This window comes from Paraburkholderia sejongensis (genome assembly GCF_020880815.1).
In the GTDB taxonomy this organism is placed as follows: domain Bacteria; phylum Pseudomonadota; class Gammaproteobacteria; order Burkholderiales; family Burkholderiaceae; genus Paraburkholderia; species Paraburkholderia sejongensis.
Genome location: NZ_JAJITD010000001.1, coordinates 583,085 through 603,090 on the forward strand (window position 1 = coordinate 583,085; position 20,006 = coordinate 603,090).

At 65.4% G+C, this 20,006-nt stretch carries 14 protein-coding genes; 12 read left to right on the plus strand and 2 right to left on the minus strand.

Going from position 1 to position 20,006, the window contains the following annotated elements; translation table 11 throughout:
* The first annotated feature begins 16 nt into the window (after window positions 1-16).
* The 9 genes from LJ656_RS02470 to LJ656_RS02510 all read left to right on the plus strand — a co-directional run bounded on the left by LJ656_RS02470 (window position 17) and on the right by LJ656_RS02510 (window position 10,625).
* On the plus strand, window positions 17-1,204 hold the full coding sequence (locus tag LJ656_RS02470; protein ID WP_230507678.1) for a glycosyltransferase: 1,188 nt from the start codon (window positions 17-19) through the stop codon (window positions 1,202-1,204).
* Between the two features lie 3 nt (window positions 1,205-1,207).
* Window positions 1,208-2,686: a glucose-6-phosphate isomerase gene (locus LJ656_RS02475; protein ID WP_230507679.1), complete on the plus strand. Its 1,479-nt coding sequence runs from the start codon at window positions 1,208-1,210 to the stop codon at window positions 2,684-2,686.
* Window positions 2,683-3,912 (plus strand): glycosyltransferase family 4 protein, encoded by a 1,230-nt coding sequence (locus LJ656_RS02480; protein ID WP_230507680.1) that lies wholly within the window; start codon window positions 2,683-2,685, stop codon window positions 3,910-3,912. The genes LJ656_RS02475 and LJ656_RS02480 overlap by 4 nt, the downstream gene beginning before the upstream one ends.
* A 154-nt stretch (window positions 3,913-4,066) precedes the next feature.
* On the plus strand, window positions 4,067-5,233 hold the full coding sequence (locus LJ656_RS02485; protein WP_230507681.1) for a glycosyltransferase family 4 protein: 1,167 nt from the start codon (window positions 4,067-4,069) through the stop codon (window positions 5,231-5,233).
* 261 nt (window positions 5,234-5,494) lie between these two features.
* Entirely contained in the window at window positions 5,495-7,909 is a 2,415-nt protein-coding gene (locus LJ656_RS02490) for an ATP-binding protein (RefSeq protein WP_230507682.1), read from the plus strand.
* A 21-nt stretch (window positions 7,910-7,930) separates the two neighbouring features.
* Complete coding sequence (locus LJ656_RS02495) at window positions 7,931-8,662, plus strand: methyl-accepting chemotaxis protein (protein ID WP_230507683.1); 732 nt, start codon at window positions 7,931-7,933, stop codon at window positions 8,660-8,662.
* Window positions 8,659-9,198, plus strand: a complete 540-nt coding sequence (locus LJ656_RS02500) for a hypothetical protein (RefSeq protein WP_230507684.1) — start codon at window positions 8,659-8,661, stop codon at window positions 9,196-9,198. The genes LJ656_RS02495 and LJ656_RS02500 overlap by 4 nt, the downstream gene beginning before the upstream one ends.
* Window positions 9,199-9,226: 28 nt before the next feature.
* The gene (locus tag LJ656_RS02505; RefSeq protein ID WP_230507685.1) at window positions 9,227-10,207 is read left to right on the plus strand and encodes a chemotaxis protein CheX; all 981 of its coding nucleotides are present in this window, start codon (window positions 9,227-9,229) and stop codon (window positions 10,205-10,207) included.
* A 52-nt stretch (window positions 10,208-10,259) separates the two neighbouring features.
* On the plus strand, window positions 10,260-10,625 hold the full coding sequence (locus tag LJ656_RS02510; protein ID WP_230507686.1) for a response regulator: 366 nt from the start codon (window positions 10,260-10,262) through the stop codon (window positions 10,623-10,625).
* A 78-nt stretch (window positions 10,626-10,703) separates the two neighbouring features.
* Here LJ656_RS02510 and gmd read toward each other — a convergent pair whose 3' ends face one another.
* Window positions 10,704-11,747 (minus strand): GDP-mannose 4,6-dehydratase, encoded by a 1,044-nt coding sequence (gene gmd, locus LJ656_RS02515; protein ID WP_230507687.1) that lies wholly within the window; start codon window positions 11,745-11,747, stop codon window positions 10,704-10,706.
* 113 nt (window positions 11,748-11,860) lie between these two features.
* Entirely contained in the window at window positions 11,861-13,003 is a 1,143-nt protein-coding gene (locus LJ656_RS02520; RefSeq protein WP_230507688.1) for an acyltransferase family protein, read from the minus strand.
* A gap of 624 nt (window positions 13,004-13,627) precedes the next feature.
* On the opposite strand from LJ656_RS02520, the gene LJ656_RS02525 reads away from it, so the two are divergent.
* From LJ656_RS02525 to LJ656_RS02535, 3 genes are all read left to right on the plus strand, one after another.
* Window positions 13,628-15,835 (plus strand): NHL repeat-containing protein, encoded by a 2,208-nt coding sequence (locus LJ656_RS02525; RefSeq protein ID WP_230507689.1) that lies wholly within the window; start codon window positions 13,628-13,630, stop codon window positions 15,833-15,835.
* 103 nt (window positions 15,836-15,938) lie between these two features.
* Entirely contained in the window at window positions 15,939-17,405 is a 1,467-nt protein-coding gene (locus tag LJ656_RS02530) for a flippase (RefSeq protein WP_230507690.1), read from the plus strand.
* Window positions 17,402-19,891, plus strand: a complete 2,490-nt coding sequence (locus LJ656_RS02535; RefSeq protein WP_230507691.1) for a glycosyltransferase family 4 protein — start codon at window positions 17,402-17,404, stop codon at window positions 19,889-19,891. The genes LJ656_RS02530 and LJ656_RS02535 overlap by 4 nt, the downstream gene beginning before the upstream one ends.
* The last annotated feature ends 115 nt before the right edge of the window (window positions 19,892-20,006 follow it).

Consider the following 20,006-nt stretch of genomic DNA (forward strand, 5'->3'; position numbering starts at 1 on the left):
CGAGGAGAGCGAGCGCATGCGTACCGAAGTTCACGTTCATCTGTTTTACGGCGCCGATCCGCGCTTCTATCGCAAGGGCGACGAGATCGGCTGTCTGTACGGCTATCACCACGCCGAGTCCGACGCGTTCAGCCTCAGCTATTCTCAGGACGCCCAGGAAAGCAGGCCGATGCGGCTCGTGCGCCGCGCGTTGAAGGCGGCGCTCGGCTTCGATTTCATCCATACGTGGCGCAATCGCGCGGCCATGCTGCGCGCCGATGTGATCTGGACGCACACGGAGCAGGAGTGGCTGGCCGCCGCGCTGATGCTGCTGCTGTGCGGCCGCAAGGCCGGCGCGGATGCGGCGCCGCTGCTGCTCGCGCAAAGCGTGTGGCTGCTCGACAAGTGGCCGTCGTATGGGATCTGGCGCAGCTGGCTGTACCGCAAGCTGATGACGCGCGCGGACCGGCTGACCACGCTCGCGAGCGAGAATGCCGCGCTGTGCCGGCGGTATTTCGGGCGTGATGCGACGCCGTTGCTGTATGGCCTCAATACGCGCGATTTTCCGGTTGCGCGGCCCACGCAGTGGCAGCCGCACACGCCGCTGCGCATCGCGGCGATCGGCAACGATCGCGACCGCGACTGGGAAACGCTGATCCGCGCGTTCGGCAACGATCAGCGCTACACGGTCAAGCTCGCGACGCGGCGGCGGATCCCGGCGTCGCTGCGCGCGTCGAATGTCGAAATCGCGCTTTTTTCAGGCATTAAAAAGCAGCACGAGCTGTACGACTGGGCCGATGTGATCGTCGTGCCGTTGCGGCCGAATTCGCACGCTTCGGGCATCACCGTGATGCTCGAAGCGGCGGCGGTCGGCAAGCCGATGATCGTCACCAACGTCGGCGCGCTCGAAGATTACTTCCCGGGCGACGAAGCCGCGTACGTGCCGCCGTTTTCGCCGCAGGCGTTGCGCGACGCCGCCGATCGCTTCGTCGCCGCTCCGGGCGAAGCGCTGCGCCAGGCGCAGGCGGCCGCCGCCGGGTTGCTCGCGCGCGAGTTGACCACGCAGCACTATGCGCAGCAGCATGTGAGGATCACTGAGGAAATGCTGCGCGAGCGGGGGCGGCTGGCGGGCGCCCCCGCTCGCGCGCCGCAACAACCGCAACAAGCGCAACAAGCGCAGCCGAGCCAGCACGCGAGCGCGCACGAATCGCGCGGAGGTCTGTAAGCGATGGCGACGCTTCCGCACGCCGCGCCGGCCGTCCCGCCGGCCCAGGCGAGCGGCCGGCTGCTGTCCGGCAACCGCCAGGAATGGCTGCCGCCGCTGCTGCTCTGGCTCGTCACCGCGCTGTTGATCGTCGCGCATCAGGGCACCGTGTTGACGCTCGCGTTCCCGGTGCTGGCGGTGCTGACCGGTCTGTGGCTCTACTTCAAGAGCCCGGCGCGCTATCTCGGCTTCATGTGGTGGCTGTGGTTTCTGAGCCCGGAAGTGCGGCGCCTCGCCGACTGGTCGAAGGGCTCGTTCACGCCGACCAGCCTGATCCAGGTCGCGCCGCTCGCGGTCACGATGATCAGCGGCCTGTCGCTGCTGCGCTATTACCGCCTGCTCGGCCAGCGCCGCGGCCTGCCGGTGCTGCTGATCCTGCTCGGCCTCGTCTACGCGTTCCTGATCGGCGTGATGTCGAGCGGCCCGCTGGCGGCCACCTACGACCTCGCGAACTGGCTCTATCCGATCCTGATCGGCTTTCACATCATGGCGCACACGCGCCAGTATCCGCAGTACCGCGACACCATCGTCAATACCTTCATCTGGGGGATGCTGGTGATGGGCGGCTACGGGCTGATCCAGTTTTTCATCATGCCGCAGTGGGACGCGCTGTGGATGCTCGGCTCGCAGATGAACTCGCAGGGCGACCCGGTGCCGCTCGGCGTGCGCGTGTTCAGCACGATGAATTCGTCGGGGCCGTTCGCGTTCGCGATGATGGGCGCGATGGTGTTCGTGATGGCCGCGCAGCACCGGGTCCGCTGGATCGCCGCGGGCCTCGGCTTCTTCTCGTTCGCGCTGAGCCTCGTGCGCTCGACATGGGGCGGCTGGGTGATCGCGCTGCTGATCCAGTTGATCAAGGCGAACAACAAGGTGCGGGTGCGCATCGTCGGCAGCGCGGTGTTGCTGGCGGGTCTGTGCGTGCCGCTGCTGGCGGTCGGCCCGGTCGCCGAACGGATGCAGACGCGGCTCGCGACCATCGTCAATCTGCACGACGACCAGAGCTACGCGGCGCGCAACGAGTTCTACGCGAACTTCGCGAAGACCGCGTTCACCGACGTCGCCGGCGAAGGGATGGGCGCGACCGGCACCTCGACCAAACTGTCCAGCGACAGCGGCCAGCTCGGCCAGTACGGCAACTTCGACAGCGGCGTGATGAACATTCCGTTCGTGCTCGGCTGGCCCGGCACGCTGCTTTATATGTCGGGGATCGTCTGGCTGCTCACGCGCGCCGCGCTCGCGTCGCTGCGCATGCGCGACGACAAGTTCGTGTCCGCGTGCGTGAGCCTGTGTCTCGCGACCTTCGCGATGCTGGTGTTTACGAACTCGCTGGTCGGCACTGGGGGGCTGCTGCTGTTCATGAGCGCTTTTTCGATTCTTTCCGCGGTTCATTACGAAAAAATGAACCGCCGACGCATGCAATTTCTCCACGGAGGCACGGATTGAGAGTCGCCATTGTCACGCACGTAGTGCGCCATAACGACGGCCAGGGGCGCGTCAACCACGAGATCGCGCGCGCCGCGCTCGACGAGGGCATCGGCGTGACGCTGGTCGCGTCGCACGTCGCGCCCGAGCTGCTCGCGCATCCGAACGTGCGCTGGGCACCGGTGAAAATCGGCCGCTGGTGGCCGACCAATCTGCTGCGCCAGCAGGTGTTCGCTTTGAAGAGCGCGCTGTGGCTGCGCGCGCACCGGCGCGAATACGACGTGCTGCACGTGAACGGCTTCATCACGTGGATGCCGGCCGACGTCAACACCTCGCACTTCGTGCACAGCGGCTGGTTCGGCAGCAAGTACTATCCGTTCGGGCTCACGAAGGGGCTGTGGTCCGCGTACCAGTCGGTCTATACGCGCTGCAACGCGCTGCTCGAACGCTGGGCGTACCGGCGCTCGAAAGTGATCACCGCGGTGTCGCAGAAGGTCGCCGACGAAATCCGCGCGATCGGTTTGACGCCGGACAATCGGGTCGACGTGATCTACAACGGCGTCGATACGCGCGGCTTCGCAGCGGCCAGCGGCGAGCGCGCACGCTTCGGTCTGCCAGGCGATGCGTTCCTGCTGCTGTTCGTCGGCGATCTGCGCACGCCGCGCAAGAATCTCGGCACCGTGCTCGCGGCGCTCAAACATCTGCCCGAGCATGTGCAGATCGCGGTGGCCGGGTTTCTGCCGGGCAGTCCGTATCCGGACCAGGCGAAGGCGCTCGGCATCGCGCATCGCGTGCATTTTCTCGGCCTCGTGAAAGAGATGCCGGTGCTGATGCACTCGGTCGATGCGTTCGTGTTTCCATCGCGCTACGAAGCGATGAGCCTGTCGCTGTTAGAGGCGATGGCGGCCGGCTTGCCGGTCGTCACCGCGCGTACCGCCGGCGGCGCCGAAATCATCACGCCCGAGTGCGGGATCGTGCTCGACGACCCGGACGATCCGAAGGCGCTCGCCGCCGCGGTCGCGCGACTCGCGAACGACGAACGCGCGCGCCGCGCGATGGGCGAGGCCGCCGGTGAACTCGCGCGCGGTTTCGGCTGGGCGCGGATGGCCGCGCAATACATCGACCTGTACCGGCAACTGGCCGGGCAGCAAAAAAAACGCCGGCGCAGCCGTGCGGAGGCATCGACGCTCGCGCACGACGATGCGCTGACGCTCAATCAGCTTGCCGGACAGAAGAGCGCGAAATGAGCGCGGCAATGGGGTTGGCTGTTGTCGGATTGGCGCGCGATTCCAGGCAATGCCAGGCAACCCCGGGCAATGCCACGCCATTCCAGCCGCTTCACTTCTTTCCACATATCGATAACCTGATTCTCCAGAAGCAACGCACAGGGAGCACACCAACATGACGAATGGCTCAATCAAATCTCTGCAGATCGGGATGCACTGGTTTCCGGAACGCGCGGGCGGTCTGGACCGCATGTACTACTCGCTGGTCGGCGCGCTGCCGGGCGCGGGCGTCGCGGTGCGCGGCGTGGTCGCCGGCTCGCCGCAGGTCGCCGCCGACACCAATGGCGCGATCAACGGCTTCGGCTCGGCCGCGCAGTCGCTGCCGCTGCGGCTGATGGCGGCTCGCCGCGCGCTGCGCGCGGAAATTCGCCGCGCGCGGCCCGACGTGATCTCGTCGCATTTCGCGCTCTACACGTTTCCGGGGCTCGACGTGACGCGCGGGATTCCGCAGGTGTCGCATTTCCAGGGGCCGTGGGCCGACGAGAGCCACGTCGAAGGCGCGGACTCGCTCGGCCAGCGCGCGAAGCGCTATCTGGAGCAGTCGGTGTATGCGCGTTCGTCGCGGCTGATCGTGCTGTCCGATGCGTTCGGCAAGATTCTCACCTCGCGCTACGGGATTGCGCCGGAGCGGGTGCGGGTCGTGCCGGGCTGCGTCGATGTCGAGCAGTTCAATCTGCCGCTGTCGCGGGCCGAAGCGCGGCTGCGGCTGCAACTGCCGCAGGACCGGCCGATCGTGCTGGCGGTGCGGCGGCTGGTGCGGCGCATGGGCCTCGAAGATCTGATCGACGCGGTCAAGCTGCTCAAGCGCAGCGCGCCCGACGTGCTGCTGCTGATCGCCGGCAAGGGGCGTCTCGCCGACGAATTGCAGGCGCGCATCAACGAGGCCGGGCTCGAGCACAACGTGAAGCTGCTCGGCTTCGTGCCCGATCAGCATCTGGCGGCGCTGTATCGCGCGGCCGATATCAGCGTCGTGCCCACAGTCGCGCTCGAAGGCTTCGGGTTGATCACGGTGGAGTCGCTCGCGTCCGGCACGCCGGTGCTGGTGACGCCGGTCGGCGGCTTGCCGGAAGCGGTGGCGGGGCTGTCGGCGGATCTGGTGCTGCCGGAGACCGGCGCGCAGGCGATTGCGGCAGGTCTGGCCGGCGCGCTGAACGGCACCGTGAAGCTGCCGGATGCGGATGCATGCCGCCGCTATGCGAAGGAGCATTTCGACAACGCGGTGATCGCGAAGCGGGTCGCGGCGGTTTACGCGGAGGCGATCGCGGGGGATGCGCTGCATTGAAATGGCGCCGCCGGTCCCTGCAAAAAAAATTGCGCGGTAAATAACGGCACGCCGTTCGCGAACTTGAGCCCGGATCGGCCCTTACACGCACTTTTTCGACTTTATTTCGTAAAGCCTCGAAACGCGGCGTTTTGCGCCGCTTTCGTCACGTTCGCGTCACACATCCACGACGATAATCCCCGCGCCCGAAAGCACAAAAACACAGCCGGGCGCCCCGCAACGAGCGGGGGATCCTGTATTTCAGATCACGGGGAATCTCAGATGACCATCCGTCACCGCATCACGCTGCTCGTCGTTCTGATGCTGGTCGCGCTATCCGCCATTGGCGGATACGCGGTGCTTCAGACCCGCAACGGCGCCGTCAATGTCAGGCAGGTCACCCAGGGCGTCGTGCCGAGCGCGCTCGCGTCGGCCGACCTCGTATCGCAGCTCAAGGACGTGCAGCTCTCGATGATGACGCTCGTCTACGCGCCCGACGCGAATATGGTCGCGCAGGCGCAGGAGCAGTTAAAGAGCAAACAGGCCGCATTGGCCGCCGCCCTCGAGCTGCAGGCGAGAGCCGCGCAAGGGCAGGCGCAGACCGGGCTGGTCAGCCAGGCGCGCGAGAGCCTCGCGAACTATTTCAACGCGGTGAACGATACCGCGAAGCTGAAGGCGGACGGCAAGAACGATCTCGCGCAGGCCTATCTGTTTGCGAACGTCGCGCAATACCGCGACGAACTCGAAGGGATCGTCGAGACGCTGCGAATCGAGAAGAACCGTCAGAAGGACGCGGCGATCGACGCGCTGAACAGCGCGCTCGCGACCACCACGACCGCGCTCGCCGCTGCCACCGGCGCGGCAATCGCCGCGCTGCTGGCGATCAGCGCGCTGCTGTACCGGCAGATTACCCGGCCGCTTAGCGACATGCAGACGATGATGAGCGAGATCGCAGCGAGCCAGGACTTTACGCGCCGCGTACCGGTCGGCCGAATGGACGAGGTTGGTCATTCGATCGTCGCGTTCAACGGAATGATTGAGAAGATCCAGCACAGCTCGCTGCAATTGAAGCAGAAAACCGCCGATATTCAGGCGATGTTGCAGAACATGCAGCAGGGCATTCTGACGATCGTCGACGGCGCTCTCGTGCATCCGGAGTACTCCGCGTATCTGGAGGCGATCTTCGAGACCCGTGAGATCGCGGGCCGCTCGCTGCTCGATCTGGTGTTCGGCGGTACCGGTATAAGTAGCGACGTGCGTGCGCAGATCGAAGCGGCGCTCGACGCGTGCATCGGCGAAGACAGTATGAACTTCGAGTTCAATCAGCATCTGCTGGTCAACGAGATCGCCCGGCCGCTGCCGGACGGCCGCGTGAAGACGCTCGATCTGAGCTGGTCGGCCATTACCGACGAACACGACGTGGTGCAGCGCCTGATGCTGTGCGTGCGTGACGTGACCGAATTGCGCGCGCTCGCGGCCGAGGCCGGCGAGCAGAAGCGCCGCCTCGAAATGATCGGCGAGATCCTCGCGGTGAGCCAGGAGAAGTTTCATCACTTCGTCGAAAGCGCGACGGGTTTCATCAGCGAGAACGAGCGGATCATTCGTCAGCATCACGAACCGAGCCATGAAGCGGTGGCCGAACTGTTCCGCAACATGCATACCGTGAAGGGCAATGCGCGCACTTACAGCCTGCAGCATCTGACCGGCATCGTGCACGAAACCGAGCAGCGCTACGACGCGTTGCGCCGCGCGGAGAATCGCGACGCATGGGATCAGCAACAGCTGATGGAGGATCTGCATCGGGTCAAGGCCGCGCTCGAGAGCTACGCGACGCTCAATGAAGTGAGCCTCGGGCGCAAAGGGCCCGGCAGGAGCGGCAGCGTCGAGCGCTTTTTGATGGTCGATCGGGAGTCGATCCAGAAACAGTTGGCACTGCTGGAGAGCGCGGATCCGGCCGACCGGGAAGCGCTCGCGTCGATGCGCGCGGCATTGCGGCGCGAGCTGCGGCTGCTCGGCACCGAATCGATCCACGAAGCGCTGGCGGGCGTGCTCGACTCGCTGCCGTCGCTCGCGGACGAACTCGGTAAACAGGCGCCGGTCGTGCGGATCGCCGACAACGGCTACCGGGTGCGCGGCGAAGTCAGCGGCACGCTGCGCGACGTGTTCACCCATCTGCTGCGCAATTCGGTCGATCACGGTATCGAAGCGGCGGCGCAGCGGCTCGCGAACGGCAAGCCTGCGGCCGGCATGATCGACCTCGAAATCGGCGTCGACGAGCACGCGCTGCAGATCACGATCAGCGACGACGGCCGCGGTCTCGCGCTGGCGAAGCTGCGCGCGGCCGCGCTTGAACGCGGCTGGATCGAGGCCGATGCCGCGCTCGACGACGAGGCGATCGCGGAGCTGATCTTCCGCTCGGGTTTCTCGACCGCGCAGAGCGTCAGCGAGATTTCCGGCCGCGGCGTCGGCATGGACGCGGTGCGCGACTTCGTGCGGCGCGAGCATGGCCGGATCGAATTGCGCTTCACCGACGAGCGTCGCGGCGCCGACTATCGACGCTTCCAGACCGTCGTGTATTTCCCCGAAAACTGGGCGGTCGACAGTCTCGACGGGGCCGCCGGGAGCGCGCGAGCGCCGGCGCGCGAGCGTGGTGCGCAAGCCGAGGCGCACGCCGATACGCGCGCGGTCACCGGTTGAGCGAAGCGACAGGAGTCGGTTGTGTTTGAAATTAATCTTCTGGCCGCCGCGGGTGGTGGCATCGCGGTCGCAGTCGTTGCGGGATACCTGTGGCGCAGCAAGTCGCGCGCCGCCGCGGCAGCGCAGCGGGTCGACGCGCTCGCGCGGCAGGCGCTCGAAATGCAGCGCGACGCGGCCCTTGCGCTGGTCGAGCACGCGAATCAGGAGCGCGATGCGTCGCAAGCGCTGCTCGCCGACCTGCGCGCGCAGGCCGAAGCGGGCGCGCACGAGCGCGACGAGTTGCAGGCGTCGCTTGACGCGCTTACCGCGCGCAAGGACGAATGGTTGCGGCAGGCGAGCCGCGTCGCCGGCGAGGCGGCCCGTCTGAAAACGCTGTCGATCACGTTCGAGCGCTGGCACGAGCAGATGATCTCGCTGATGGCGCAGAACCGCGATATGCACAAGAAAAACCAGGAGCTGTCGTCGATCGTGCAGCACGTGCTGATCGTGTCGCTCAATGCGTCGATCGAGGCCGCGCGTGCCGGTGCCGCGGGCAGGGGCTTTTCGATCGTCGCCGGCGAAGTGCGCTCGCTCGCGTCGCGCTCGCAGGAGCTGTCGAAGAGCTATCGCGAGAGTCTGCATCGCAACGATTTGACCACGGCCGCAACGTTTCAGGACATTCAGGCCGGCGGCAAGATGATTACCGCGTCGCTCGGCGGCGTCGAGGCACTGGCCACGCAGTTTCAATCCCGACTCGAACAGGCCGCGGCGTGATCAGCGATCAGGCGAAGCACAGCATCGCGGAAATTTTCGAGCAGGCGGCCCGCACCCGCTTGCCCGCGACAGCGGGAGACTCGTGCGAGATCACCGCGGTGCCGAAGTGGAGCGCTGACAATCCTGCGCAGCCTTGCGCGATGGCGCTGACGATTTCGTCGATCGCGTTTCGTCTGCTGTTCGTGCTGCATTTCGGCAAGGACGAGGCGACGCGCGCGTACTACGCCGGCGGCGACGCGAACCGCTCGCTCGCGCAGACGCTGATGGAACTCGGCAACCTGTGTTGCGGTTACATGAACCAGCAACTGGTCAAATATTTTCCGGACCTCGGAATGTCGACGCCGTACGAGCTGAACAGCACCTGTGTCGAGCATCTGGACGAACTGCGGCCCGATCACGTGTGGACGTATGAGCTAGTGATCGGCGCAGCGGCCCGGCTCGGCGTCACGCTGTGCGTGTGTGCGCAGGCACCGCTCGATTTCAAGGCCGACGTCGGCGCGGCCGACCAGTCCGAAGGCGAACTCGAACTTTTCTAGCCCAATCGCATTAGTGGACCGAAACACGATGAATACCAGCAAGCCCGTCAGCAAGATGCTCGTGCTCGACGACGATCCGGCCCACGCCCCGCTCCTGAAGCAATGGTTCGACGAACACAATCTGATCGCGCTGAAGGTGCGCGACAGCAGCCGCCTCGCTAGCGTACTGGGCACCAATATCGACCTCGGCGGGGTTCTGCTCGCCGGCGACTACGGCGGCTCGGTCGAGCGGGCCGCCGAGGCGGCCGCGCGCATCCACGCGGCGCGCCCCGAGCTGCCGATCATTCTGCGTTCGAGCGGCACGCGGCCAACGGCGCCACTGCCGCCCGCGTTGGCGAACGTGGTGTGCGCGAGTTTCGACGCCGCGGACCTGAGCGCACTGGCGGCGGCCGTCGATCAATACATTTTCAGCCTCGACTTTCCGCACGCGCTGGTGCGCGGGATCGCGCAGATCACCGAAGCGCGGCTCGGTACGCTGTTCGACGGCGTAACGGTGCGCCGCGAGACGACCAGCGTGGTGCGCGACCGGATCATCTTCGGCGAAGTATTCAGCCTGATTCCGCTCGAAGGCGCGTGGTGCCGCGGCTACATGCTGATGCAGGCGCAGGAGGACGCGCTGCTCGGCATGATCGAACGCAAGCGCGCGGCGTGCGCGCACCGCACGAGCGTCGCGCAGCCCGATTTTCGCGACCTCAACAGTCTGCTCGGCGAGTTGACCAATCTGATCTGGGGCGCGTTCAAGGACCGCTTCCTCGCCGCGCAGAGCATGCGAGAAGCAAGTCAGGTGCAGGTGCCGTTGCTCGTCAATCACAAGCATCGCTACATCTCGTTCGGCTCGGACAATCCGCAACTGTGCTTTCAATACGTATTGAGCGACGCGGCGAGCGGGCAGGCGGTGACGATCGATCAGCGCTTCGTGTTCAGCTTGCGCTGGTCGCCGGAGGATTTTTCCGAACACACGGCGGATCTCGACGCGCTCGTCGAATCCGGTGAACTCGATCTGTTTTGATTCAACGCGTCGATAAGCCGACGCACCGCAACGCAATGCAAGGGAAATGGCTATGGCAAAGATTCTGGTAGTGGACGATTCGAGCACGGTGCGCGACGAAGTCGCGGGCTTCCTGACCAAAAACGGCCTCGATGTCGCGACCGCGATCGACGGCAAGGATGGGCTGACGAAGCTGAAGACCGACTCGAATATCAAACTGATCGTCAGCGACGTGAACATGCCGAACATGGACGGCCTGACGATGGTTGAGAAGATTCGCGGCGAACTCGCGAACCACAGCGTCAACGTGATCATGCTGACGACCGAAAGCAGTCCGGCGATGAAGGAACGCGGCAAGGCGGCCGGCGTGAAGGGCTGGATCGTCAAGCCGTTCAAGGGCGAGGCGGTGCTCGAGACGTTCAGGAAGCTGGCTGGCTAATCGCCCGTCGCGAATCCGCTGGCGTGGGGCGGTCGGCGGTGACGCCGGCCGCCGTGCACTGATCGCGCCCCGCGCATATCAGAACGTCTCGTGCTGCTGATTACGCGCGAGATCGGCCTGCACCATCATCTGGCACAGCTGTTCGAGTGTGGTTTGCGGCTGCCAGCCGAGCGTGTCGCGCGCCTTGTCCGCGCAGCCGATCAGCAGTTCCACCTCGGCCGGCCGGTAGAACTTCGGATTCACGCGCACCAGCGTCTTGCCGGTCGCGACGTCGATACCGGTCTCGCGCTCGTTCTTGCCCGACCATTCGAGCTGATAGCCGGCCGCGCCGAAGGCCATCCGCACGAAGTCGCGCACCGTCTCGGTACGGCCGGTCGCCAGCACGAAAGTGTCGGGCTGCTCGGCCTGCAACATCCGCCACATCCCTTCGACGTATTCGAGCGCGAAGCCCCAGTCGCGTCGCGCGTCGAGGTTGCCCAGTTCGAGCACGTCCTGTTTGCCGAGCTTGATCTTCGCGACCGTGTCGGTGATCTTGCGCGTGACGAATTCGCGGCCGCGCAGCGGCGATTCGTGATTGAACAGAATCCCGCTGCTCGCGAACAGGTTGTACGACTCGCGATAGTTGATCGTCGACCAATGCGCGAACAGCTTCGCGACGCCGTACGGGCTGCGCGGATAGAACGGCGTGCTCTCGCGTTGCGGAACCGCCTGCACGAGGCCGAACATCTCCGAGGTCGACGCCTGATAGAAGCGCGTATTGCGGCTCAGGATGCGCAGGCCTTCGAGCAGGTTCAGCGCGCCGATGCCGGTCACTTCGGCGGTGGTCGCGGGCTGATCGAACGACACGCCGACGAAGCTCTGCGCCGCGAGGTTGTACAGCTCGTCGGCCTGGCTGCTCTCCAGCAGACGCAGCGTCGAGCCGAGATCGGTCAGATCGTGTTCGACGAGCCGCAGATTCGGATGATCGAGCACGCCGAGCTCCCGCATGCGCCAGAAATTGACCGAGCTGGTGCGCCGGTAGGTGCCGGTTACCTGGTAGCCCTTATCGAGCAGCAGGCGGGTCAGATAGGCGCCGTCCTGGCCGGAGACGCCGGTGATGATCGCTTTGCGTGGCTGGTTCATAAGCTGGGTTGCCTTGTGGTTTTGTGAATGGAAAATATGTGCGGCGTTGAAACGGCCGGGCACGCCGGCTCAGAGGTGGCTCAAGCACGGCTCAAGGACGGCTCAGGCACAGCTCAAGCGCGGCTTTGCGGTGCCGGCCGCGCGACGTTGGCGTTGACGCTTGCGTTGACCGTTGCGTTGATGTTCGAGGTTGCGTTCGCGGTGGCGTTCGAGCTCGCGCGCGCGCCCGTGGCTTTGCCGCGGCCGCCGCGAATCAGCCGCTTCTCGAAGCCGAACCACGTGATGCTCGCGTACGCGAGCGTGACCGCCAGCGCGAGCGCGGCGCTCAGATAGCGGTTCAGATGCAGCGGCCACACCGCATACAGCACGCTCAGATGAATCAGGTAGATCGTGTAGCTGATCGTGCCGATATAGACGAGCACGCGATGGCACAGCAGCCGCTTGACGAAGCCGCGGCTTTGCAGCGCGATCACGACGATCGACGTGCACAACACCAGCGACACGCTATACAGCCCCGCATTCGACAGCGGCGTATTGGCGGCCCGAAAGCGCGGAAAGTGCAGATGCAGCCACGCGAGCACCGCGAGCGCGGCGAGCATCCCGAGCACCGCGAGTGGCTTGAACGGCTCCAGCGCGTCGCGATCGCGGCGCACCGCGAGGGCCAGCAGCGCGCCGGCCGCGAGCAGATCCATGCGGAACGGCGTCAGGTAATAGATCGGCCAGAACGAATCGAACCACGGCGTGGCAATGGCACGCAGCACCGGCACGAGCACGATCAGGCCGGCCGCCACGTAGCCGAGCAGGCGCTCGGGCACCAGCAGGATCACGAACGGCCAGAAAATATAGAACTGCTCTTCGACCGCGAGCGACCACAACACGTTGAGACTGTCGTGGCCGCTCTGGTTGAGCGCATCGCCGATATTGGTCGAGAACAACGCATACCAGTACCAGTGCCGGGCCCACGCGAGGCCGAACAGTAGCGACGACACCAGCATCAGCAGCAGGTACGGCGGCAGGATGCGGCGCGCGCGGCGCGCATAAAAGTACTTGAAATACGACTGCCGCTGCGTTTTGCGTTCGAGCAGGATGCAGCTGATCAGAAAGCCGCTCAGCACAAAAAACAGATCGACGCCCATCCACAGCGGCGCTTTCAGTGCGTGCTGCGCGAACACCGCGAGCACGGCAAGCGCGCGCAAGCCGTCGAGCTGCACGATGCGGGAATGGGAGGGCGCGAGGGGTGATGCACTGGCAGTCATGAACCGTCCATGGTGTAAAGCGGATGGGCCGGGCGAAGCGGCGCGCGCGTCGCTACGAGTGCAATCGATTCTAGGGAAAAGAAATTCGCGAAAAAACGCAAAGCAATTGAATAAGTGAAGCGGATTGAAACAGGGTGTTTCTTTAGCTATTCGAAACGCATTTATATGCTTGTTCGCGAGCCGGAGCGCAATCCGTAACCGGTGCGCGAGCATCTTATTTAAAGGCGGTAAAAAAGGCCTGGCCGATGCAATGACAATGCCCCGGCGACAGCGAGCTGTTTTATTCACTATTAAAAAATCATTTCTTTTATATCGATCGGATCGACGAATATTTTTGAATTACTTTCGATTTTCGTCGGCGGATTTTTTACGCGTAACGTAGGCGGGTAGTCGATTGGCCGGGTCGGTCGCGAGGCGTGGGCCACCGGTCGTCGGGCCGTGCGCGTCGTCGCTCGCCGCATCGCGCACGGACGCTCGCTCGCTTGCATCCGCGCCTCTTCCACCGGGCTAACGCGCACCTCGTCGCGCGTCGTCTCAACCCATCGTCGCATCACCGAATTTCGCACCGCGCCGAACCGGTCCGCGTGCGTCGCCCCGAGCGGCTATTCGATTGGAGGATCTGCCTTGCCCCGTGTCACGTCCACCCGTTGGCTCGCCATCAGCGCGTGCGCCGCGGCTGTCACAGTCGCATCGCTTTGCGCGGTGGCGCCGGCGCGCGCGCAAACGGCGTTGCCCGCGACCACGTCATGGCTTGGCAACAGCTCCGGTTTCGGCGACGGCACGTGGACGCAGATCAATATCACCGCGCTCGCGGTGAGCCCGGACGGCAAGGTCTATACGAACGCGCCGTGGGACGAAAGCGGCGCGGAGGCGTCCGTCTATCAGGACGGCAAAATGCTCGGCTTCGCGGGCGGCACGCATGGCTGGGGCAATAGCGGCGGCAATGCGATCGCGATCAATCGCAAGTACGTGTTCGTCGCGCTCGGCGTCGGCAACGAAAAAGGGCGTCTGGCCGGGCAGGGTATATGGCCGGAGAAGGGCAGGCAATGGTTCGGTATTTCGCGGCGGCTGATCAGCGATCCGAAACGCGTCGCGCCGTTCCAGCCGGCGGCCAGCGCCGCCGACCCGCATGCGCAGCTCGCGGCCGGCTTCCTGATGACGAACGACGTGCCGACCGGCACCGATGCCGCGCTCGGCGGCCTCGCGGCCAGCGCGACGACGCTGTACGCGGCCAATACCGCGCGCAATCGCATCGACGTGTACGACGCCGAGTCGATGCTGAAGAAGGCGACGTGGGACGTGCCGGAGCCGGGCCGCATCGCGCTCGCGGCCGACGGCTCGCTGTGGGTGCTGACCGGCACGCGCGGCGATGGCCCGCCCGCAATCGCGCATTACACGGCGGATGGCCGCCGCATCGACGAAAACTTCACGCTGCCGGCCGGCACGCTTGCGGTCGATCTCGCGACCGACGCGCAAGGCCGCGTGCTGATCGCCGATAACGGCCCGCGCCAGCAGGTGCTGTTCTTCAGCAAACGCGACGGCCGCTATAGCGAAAGCGGCACGCTCGGCGAACGCGGCGGCATTTTTAGCGGCGTCGCCGGCAAGCCCGGTCCGCAGCGCTTCAACGGCCTGACCGGCGTGGGTGTCGATGCACGCGGCAACGTGTTCGTGTCGACCAACGGCATCGGTCCGCGTTACGCGCCGCTCGGCGCGGGCCTCGGCGCAACGCTCGAAAGCTACGCACCCAGCGGCAAACGCAACTGGCAGGTTCAGGGGCTGCTGTTCGTCGATGGCGCGTGGCTCGATCCCGCGCGGCCCGACAGCGTCTATACCGGCAACAAGCGCTTCGAACTCGATCTGTCGAAGCCGCCCGGCGAGGACTGGAAATACGTAGGGTTCCTGTCGAATCGCTTCAAGTACCCGGACGACCCGGTGTTCCACACCGACCAGTATCCGGGGCTGCCGATCGCGCGGCGCGTGCAGGGCCGCACGTTCCTGTATCTGACCGACATGTACGCGGACCATCTGAAGATCTATCGCTTCGATCCGCAACACGACGGCGAAACCGCGATTCCTTCCGGCCTGATCGCGGGCCGCGAGCGCGCGGTCGCGCAGGTGCCCAATGCGCCGCCCGGCGGCGACTGGATCTGGCGCGACGCGAACGGCAACGGCCGTATCGAGCCCGCCGAGTTCGCACCGAATACGAGCGGCACGAAGCTCGCGGGCGGCTGGGGCTGGTGGGTGGACACGGCCGGCGACATCTGGCGCGCGCGCGACAACAAGGGGCTTTACCGCTTCCGCTTCGGCGGCCTCGACGCGCACGGCAACCCGCTCTACTCGTATTCGAACCTCACGCGCTACCCGGTGCCGCCGCCGTTCACCGAACTGCATCGCGCGCTCTACGACCCGGCTACCGACACGCTGTACGCGACCGGCTACACCGCCGACGCGCCGTTCGAGCGCGGCTTCTGGAAAGAGGTGGGGCGGGTGCTGGTGCGCTACGACAAATGGTCGAGCGGCACGCCGGTGCAGCGCTATGCGATCGCGCTGCCGTGGCAGCCCGGGGCCAAACCGATCGCGACGATCATCGGCGTCACCGTCGAAGGGCAATACCTGTTCGGTGTCGAACCGGTCGGCACCGTGCATGTATGGGACAAGGACAGCGGCCGCGAACTCGGCGTGATCCGTCCGGGCCCGGAAGTGGGCCGCGCGTCGGGTTGGGTCGATGTGCCGAACGGCATCAGCGCGGCGCGCCGCGGCAATGGCGAATACCTGGTGTTCGTCGAGGAGGACGCGCGCGGCAAGGTGCTGATGTACCGCTGGAAACCGTGACGCGATGTGGTGCGCGCGTCGCGCTGACACGCCCGCAATCACCGCTCACACCCCCGCAATAACCGCTCACACCTCCGCAATAACCGCATAACCGAAGGCTTCGATGGACAAAGGCATTCTCAGAAACGTGGCGATCAATTTCTTCGGGCTCGTACTGCCGACCTTCGTGTCGCTCGTCACCGTGCCGTCGTATATCCGGCTGCTCGGCGTCGAGCGCTACGGCGTGGTCAGTCTCGTGTGGACGCTGATCGGCTACTTCGGGATTCTCGATCTCGGTATGAGCATGGCCGCGCAGAACCATATCTCGAAGGCGCGCGCGTCCGGCGACCAGCACGAAAGCGCGCGCGTGTTCTGGAGCGCGACGTGGCTCAATCTAACGACCGGCGTGATCGGCGGCCTGATCATCTACTTCGGCGCGTTTCTCTACACCGCGTACTTCACGAAGGTCTCGCCCGAGCTGCAGCACGAGGTCTATATGGCGCTGCCGTGGCTCGCGGTCGCGATTCCGATCGCCAACGTGTCGTGGGTGTTCGCCGGTGCGATCAACGGCGCGGAGCGCTTCGGCGTCTACAACACCAACCAGACGATCGGCACCTTCCTGTTCCAGTTGCTGCCGCTCGGCGTCGCGCTGTGGCTCGGCGCGAACCTGCAGAACGTGCTCGCGGCCGCCGTGTTCGCGCGCATTCTGGCAGCCGTGCTGCTCGGCCGCTCGGCGCTGAAAGTGCTGGAAATACGCAGCATTCTTGCGCCGCAGCTCGGCGTCGCGAAGGGCCTGTTCAACTTCGGCGGCTGGATGCTGATCGCCAGCGTGACCACGATGGTCGCCGATTCGCTCGATCGCGTGATGCTCGGCTCGCGCCTCGGTGCGCGTTTCGTCACTTACTACACAGTGCCGCAGAACCTCGTCACGCGACTGAACATCGTGCCGACCGCGCTGGTGCGCACGCTGTTTCCGCGGCTCTCGGCGGTCGGCCGCGCGGACGCTGACACGATCACGCAGCAGTCGCTCGAATTTCTGAACGGCGTGTTCACGCCGGTCGCGCTGGTCGCGATGCTGGTGCTCGAACCGTTCCTGCATCTATGGGTGGGCAGCGAGATTGCGACGGTGGCGGCACCGGTGGGCCGCATCATGATCGTCGCGGTGTGGCTGGTCGGTCAGGCCAACGTCACGCGCATCCTGATCCAGTCGCAGGTCAATCCGGCCACCGCCGCGCGTATCGGTCTGCTCGAATTGCCGCTGTTTGCCGGCGCGCTGTGGTTCGGCATCAGCCATTACGGGTTGACCGGCGCGGCGGTCGCGGTCGCCGCGCGCGCGCTGTTCGACTACGCGCTGCTGCTCCATTTCGCGGCGATCCGCGCGCGCCAGATCGTGCTCGACATGCTCGCGCATCTCGCTTTCCTGCTCGCGAGCCTGTGGCTCGCGAGCTTTCTGCCGAGCCTCGCGCTCGCGCTCGCCGCCGGCGTGTTGACGGTCGGCGCGAACCTCGCGTGGTCGATCACGATGACGCCCGCTTTGCGCAATCTTGCGCGTTCACTGCTCCTGCGACTGAATCCGAGGAAAAGCGCATGAATCACGACGTCCTTGAAAAAAACCTGTTGAGGCCGGCGACGCGCAGCGCGCTCGACGAACTGACCCACGTGCCAGGCGCGCAGCCGCGCGCGCCGCGCGGCCCATTGCGCACCGACCAGGACGTGCGCATCGCGATCGTGCACGACTGGCTGGTCACCTATGCGGGTGCCGAGAAAGTACTCGAGCAGATGATCGCGTGCTTTCCGGACGCGGACCTGTTCAGTCTGGTCGACTTTCTTGACGACCGCAGTTTTTTGCGCGGCAAGCCGGTGACGACCTCGTTCATCCAGAAACTGCCGCGGGCGCGCAGCAAATACCGCGCGTATCTGCCGTTGATGCCGCTCGCGATCGAACAGCTCGACGTGTCCGCGTACGACGTGGTGATTTCGAGCAGCCATGCGGTCGCGAAGGGCATTCTGACCGGGCCGGACCAGGTGCATATCAGCTACGTGCATTCGCCGATCCGCTATGCGTGGGATCTGCAGCATCAGTATTTGCAGCAGTCGAAGCTGACGCACGGCCCGAAGTCGGTGCTCGCGCGGCTGATCCTGCATTACATCCGCAACTGGGATATCCGCACCGCGAATTCGGTCGACAGCTTCATTTCGAACTCGGCGTTTATCGCGCGGCGCATCAAGAAGGTCTATCAGCGCGATGCGCAGGTGATTTTTCCGCCAGTCGACGTCGATGCGTTCTCGCTGTGTACCCAGAAAGAGGATTTCTATCTGACCGCGTCGAGGATGGTGCCGTACAAGAAGATCGATCTGATCGTCGAAGCGTTCGCAAGGATGCCTACGCGCAAGCTCGTCGTGATCGGCGACGGGCCCGAGATGGCGAAGATTCGCGCGAAGGCGGGCCCGAATGTCGAGATTCTCGGCTATCAGCCGTTCGAGGTACTGAAGGACCATATGAGCCGCGCGAAGGCGTTCGTGTTCGCGGCTGAAGAGGACTTCGGCATTTCGGTGGTCGAGGCGCAGGCGTGCGGCACGCCGGTGATCGCGTTCGGCAAGGGCGGGGCGCTCGAAACCGTGCGCGATCTGTCCGGACCGCAGCCGACCGGGATGTTCTTCGATCGGCAGGATGCCGAAGCGATCGTCGCGGCGGTCGAGCGCTTCGACGAACTCGCACAGCGCTTCGTGCCCGCCGATTGCCGCGCGAATGCCGAGCAGTTTTCGGCCGAGCGGTTTCGCGAGCGTTTGTTCGCGCACGTGCGCGCGGCCGTGCCGGCGCTGCGCGGCGTGACGTTGCCGCCGTATGTGCAGTATGTGCCGAACCCACCCGGCCTCGAGCACAGCGAGCGGGAAGGCCAGCACGAGTTGCCCGCCGATCTGCCGCGCATCCTCGCGGTCGACCAAAGCGGCGTGCTCGGCGGCGCCGAGCTGTCGTTGCTCGAAATCGTCAAGGCGTTGCGCTCGCGCGTCGAGGTCGTGCTGTTCGACGACGGGCCGTTTCGCAGCGAACTCGCGAAGACCGGCGTCGCGGTCAACGTGCTCGACGCCGGCGTGCTGAAAAACATCCGCAAGCAGGGCGGCTCGCTGCCGAAGGGCCAGGCGTTGAAGGGGCTGCTCGCGCTGGTGCGGGCGACCGCGCAACGCGCGCGCGCGGCCGACGTGATCTACGCGAACACGCAACGCGCGATGGTGATCGGCGCGGTCGCCGGCAAGCTCGTGCGGCGTCCGGTGGTCTGGCATCTGCGCGACATCGTCAGCGCCGAACACTTCGGCGGCAAGCAGCTGGCGATCATCAAATGGTGCGCGCGGCTGGGTCTGAAGCATGTGATCGCCAATTCCGCCGCCTCCGCGCAGGCGTTCGCGCAACTCACGCAATTCGACAGCAAGCGGATCGACGTGGTGTTCAACGGCATTTCGGCCGAACCGTTCGACGCGTTGCGCGCGGTGCCGCAAGCGACGCTGCGTGAACGTCTGAAGCTGCCGCGCGATGCGTTTCTGGTCGGCTCGTTCAGCCGGCTCGCGCGCTGGAAGGGGCAGCACGTGCTGCTCGAAGCGATGGTGCTCAATCCGCAGATGCACGCGGTGCTGGTCGGCGCGGCGCTGTTCGGCGAGGACCAGTACGAAGTCGAATTGCACGCGTTCGTGGCCGCGCACGGGCTCGGCGAGCGTGTGCATTTTCTCGGCTTTCAGCACGATATTCCCGCCTGCATGTGCGCGGTCGACGCGGTCGTGCATACGTCGATTACGCCGGAGCCGTTCGGCCGCGTGATCGTCGAAGGGATGCTGGCGCGCCGGCCGGTCGTCGCGGCGCGCGCCGGCGGTGTGCTCGAAATCATCGACGATCACGAAAACGGCATCCTGTGCACGCCGGGCGATGCGCACGCGCTCGCCGATACGCTCGCCGAATTGCGCTCGAACGACGAACTGCGCGAGAAGCTGGTCGAGAACGGCTATCGCAGCGCGCTGAGCCGGTTTGGTACGCAGAGCTATGTGGACGGGGTCGCGCGGATTTTGAAGGACGTGGCGCGGACCTAAAGCGGTATCGGCAAGGACGGCGGGACTCGCAACGGTGCGGGTCTCGAAGAAGAGCGGAGCGAAAGCCGGATGGCATTCGCTCCGTTTTTTTATCGTTTATCGCATATCGGTTATC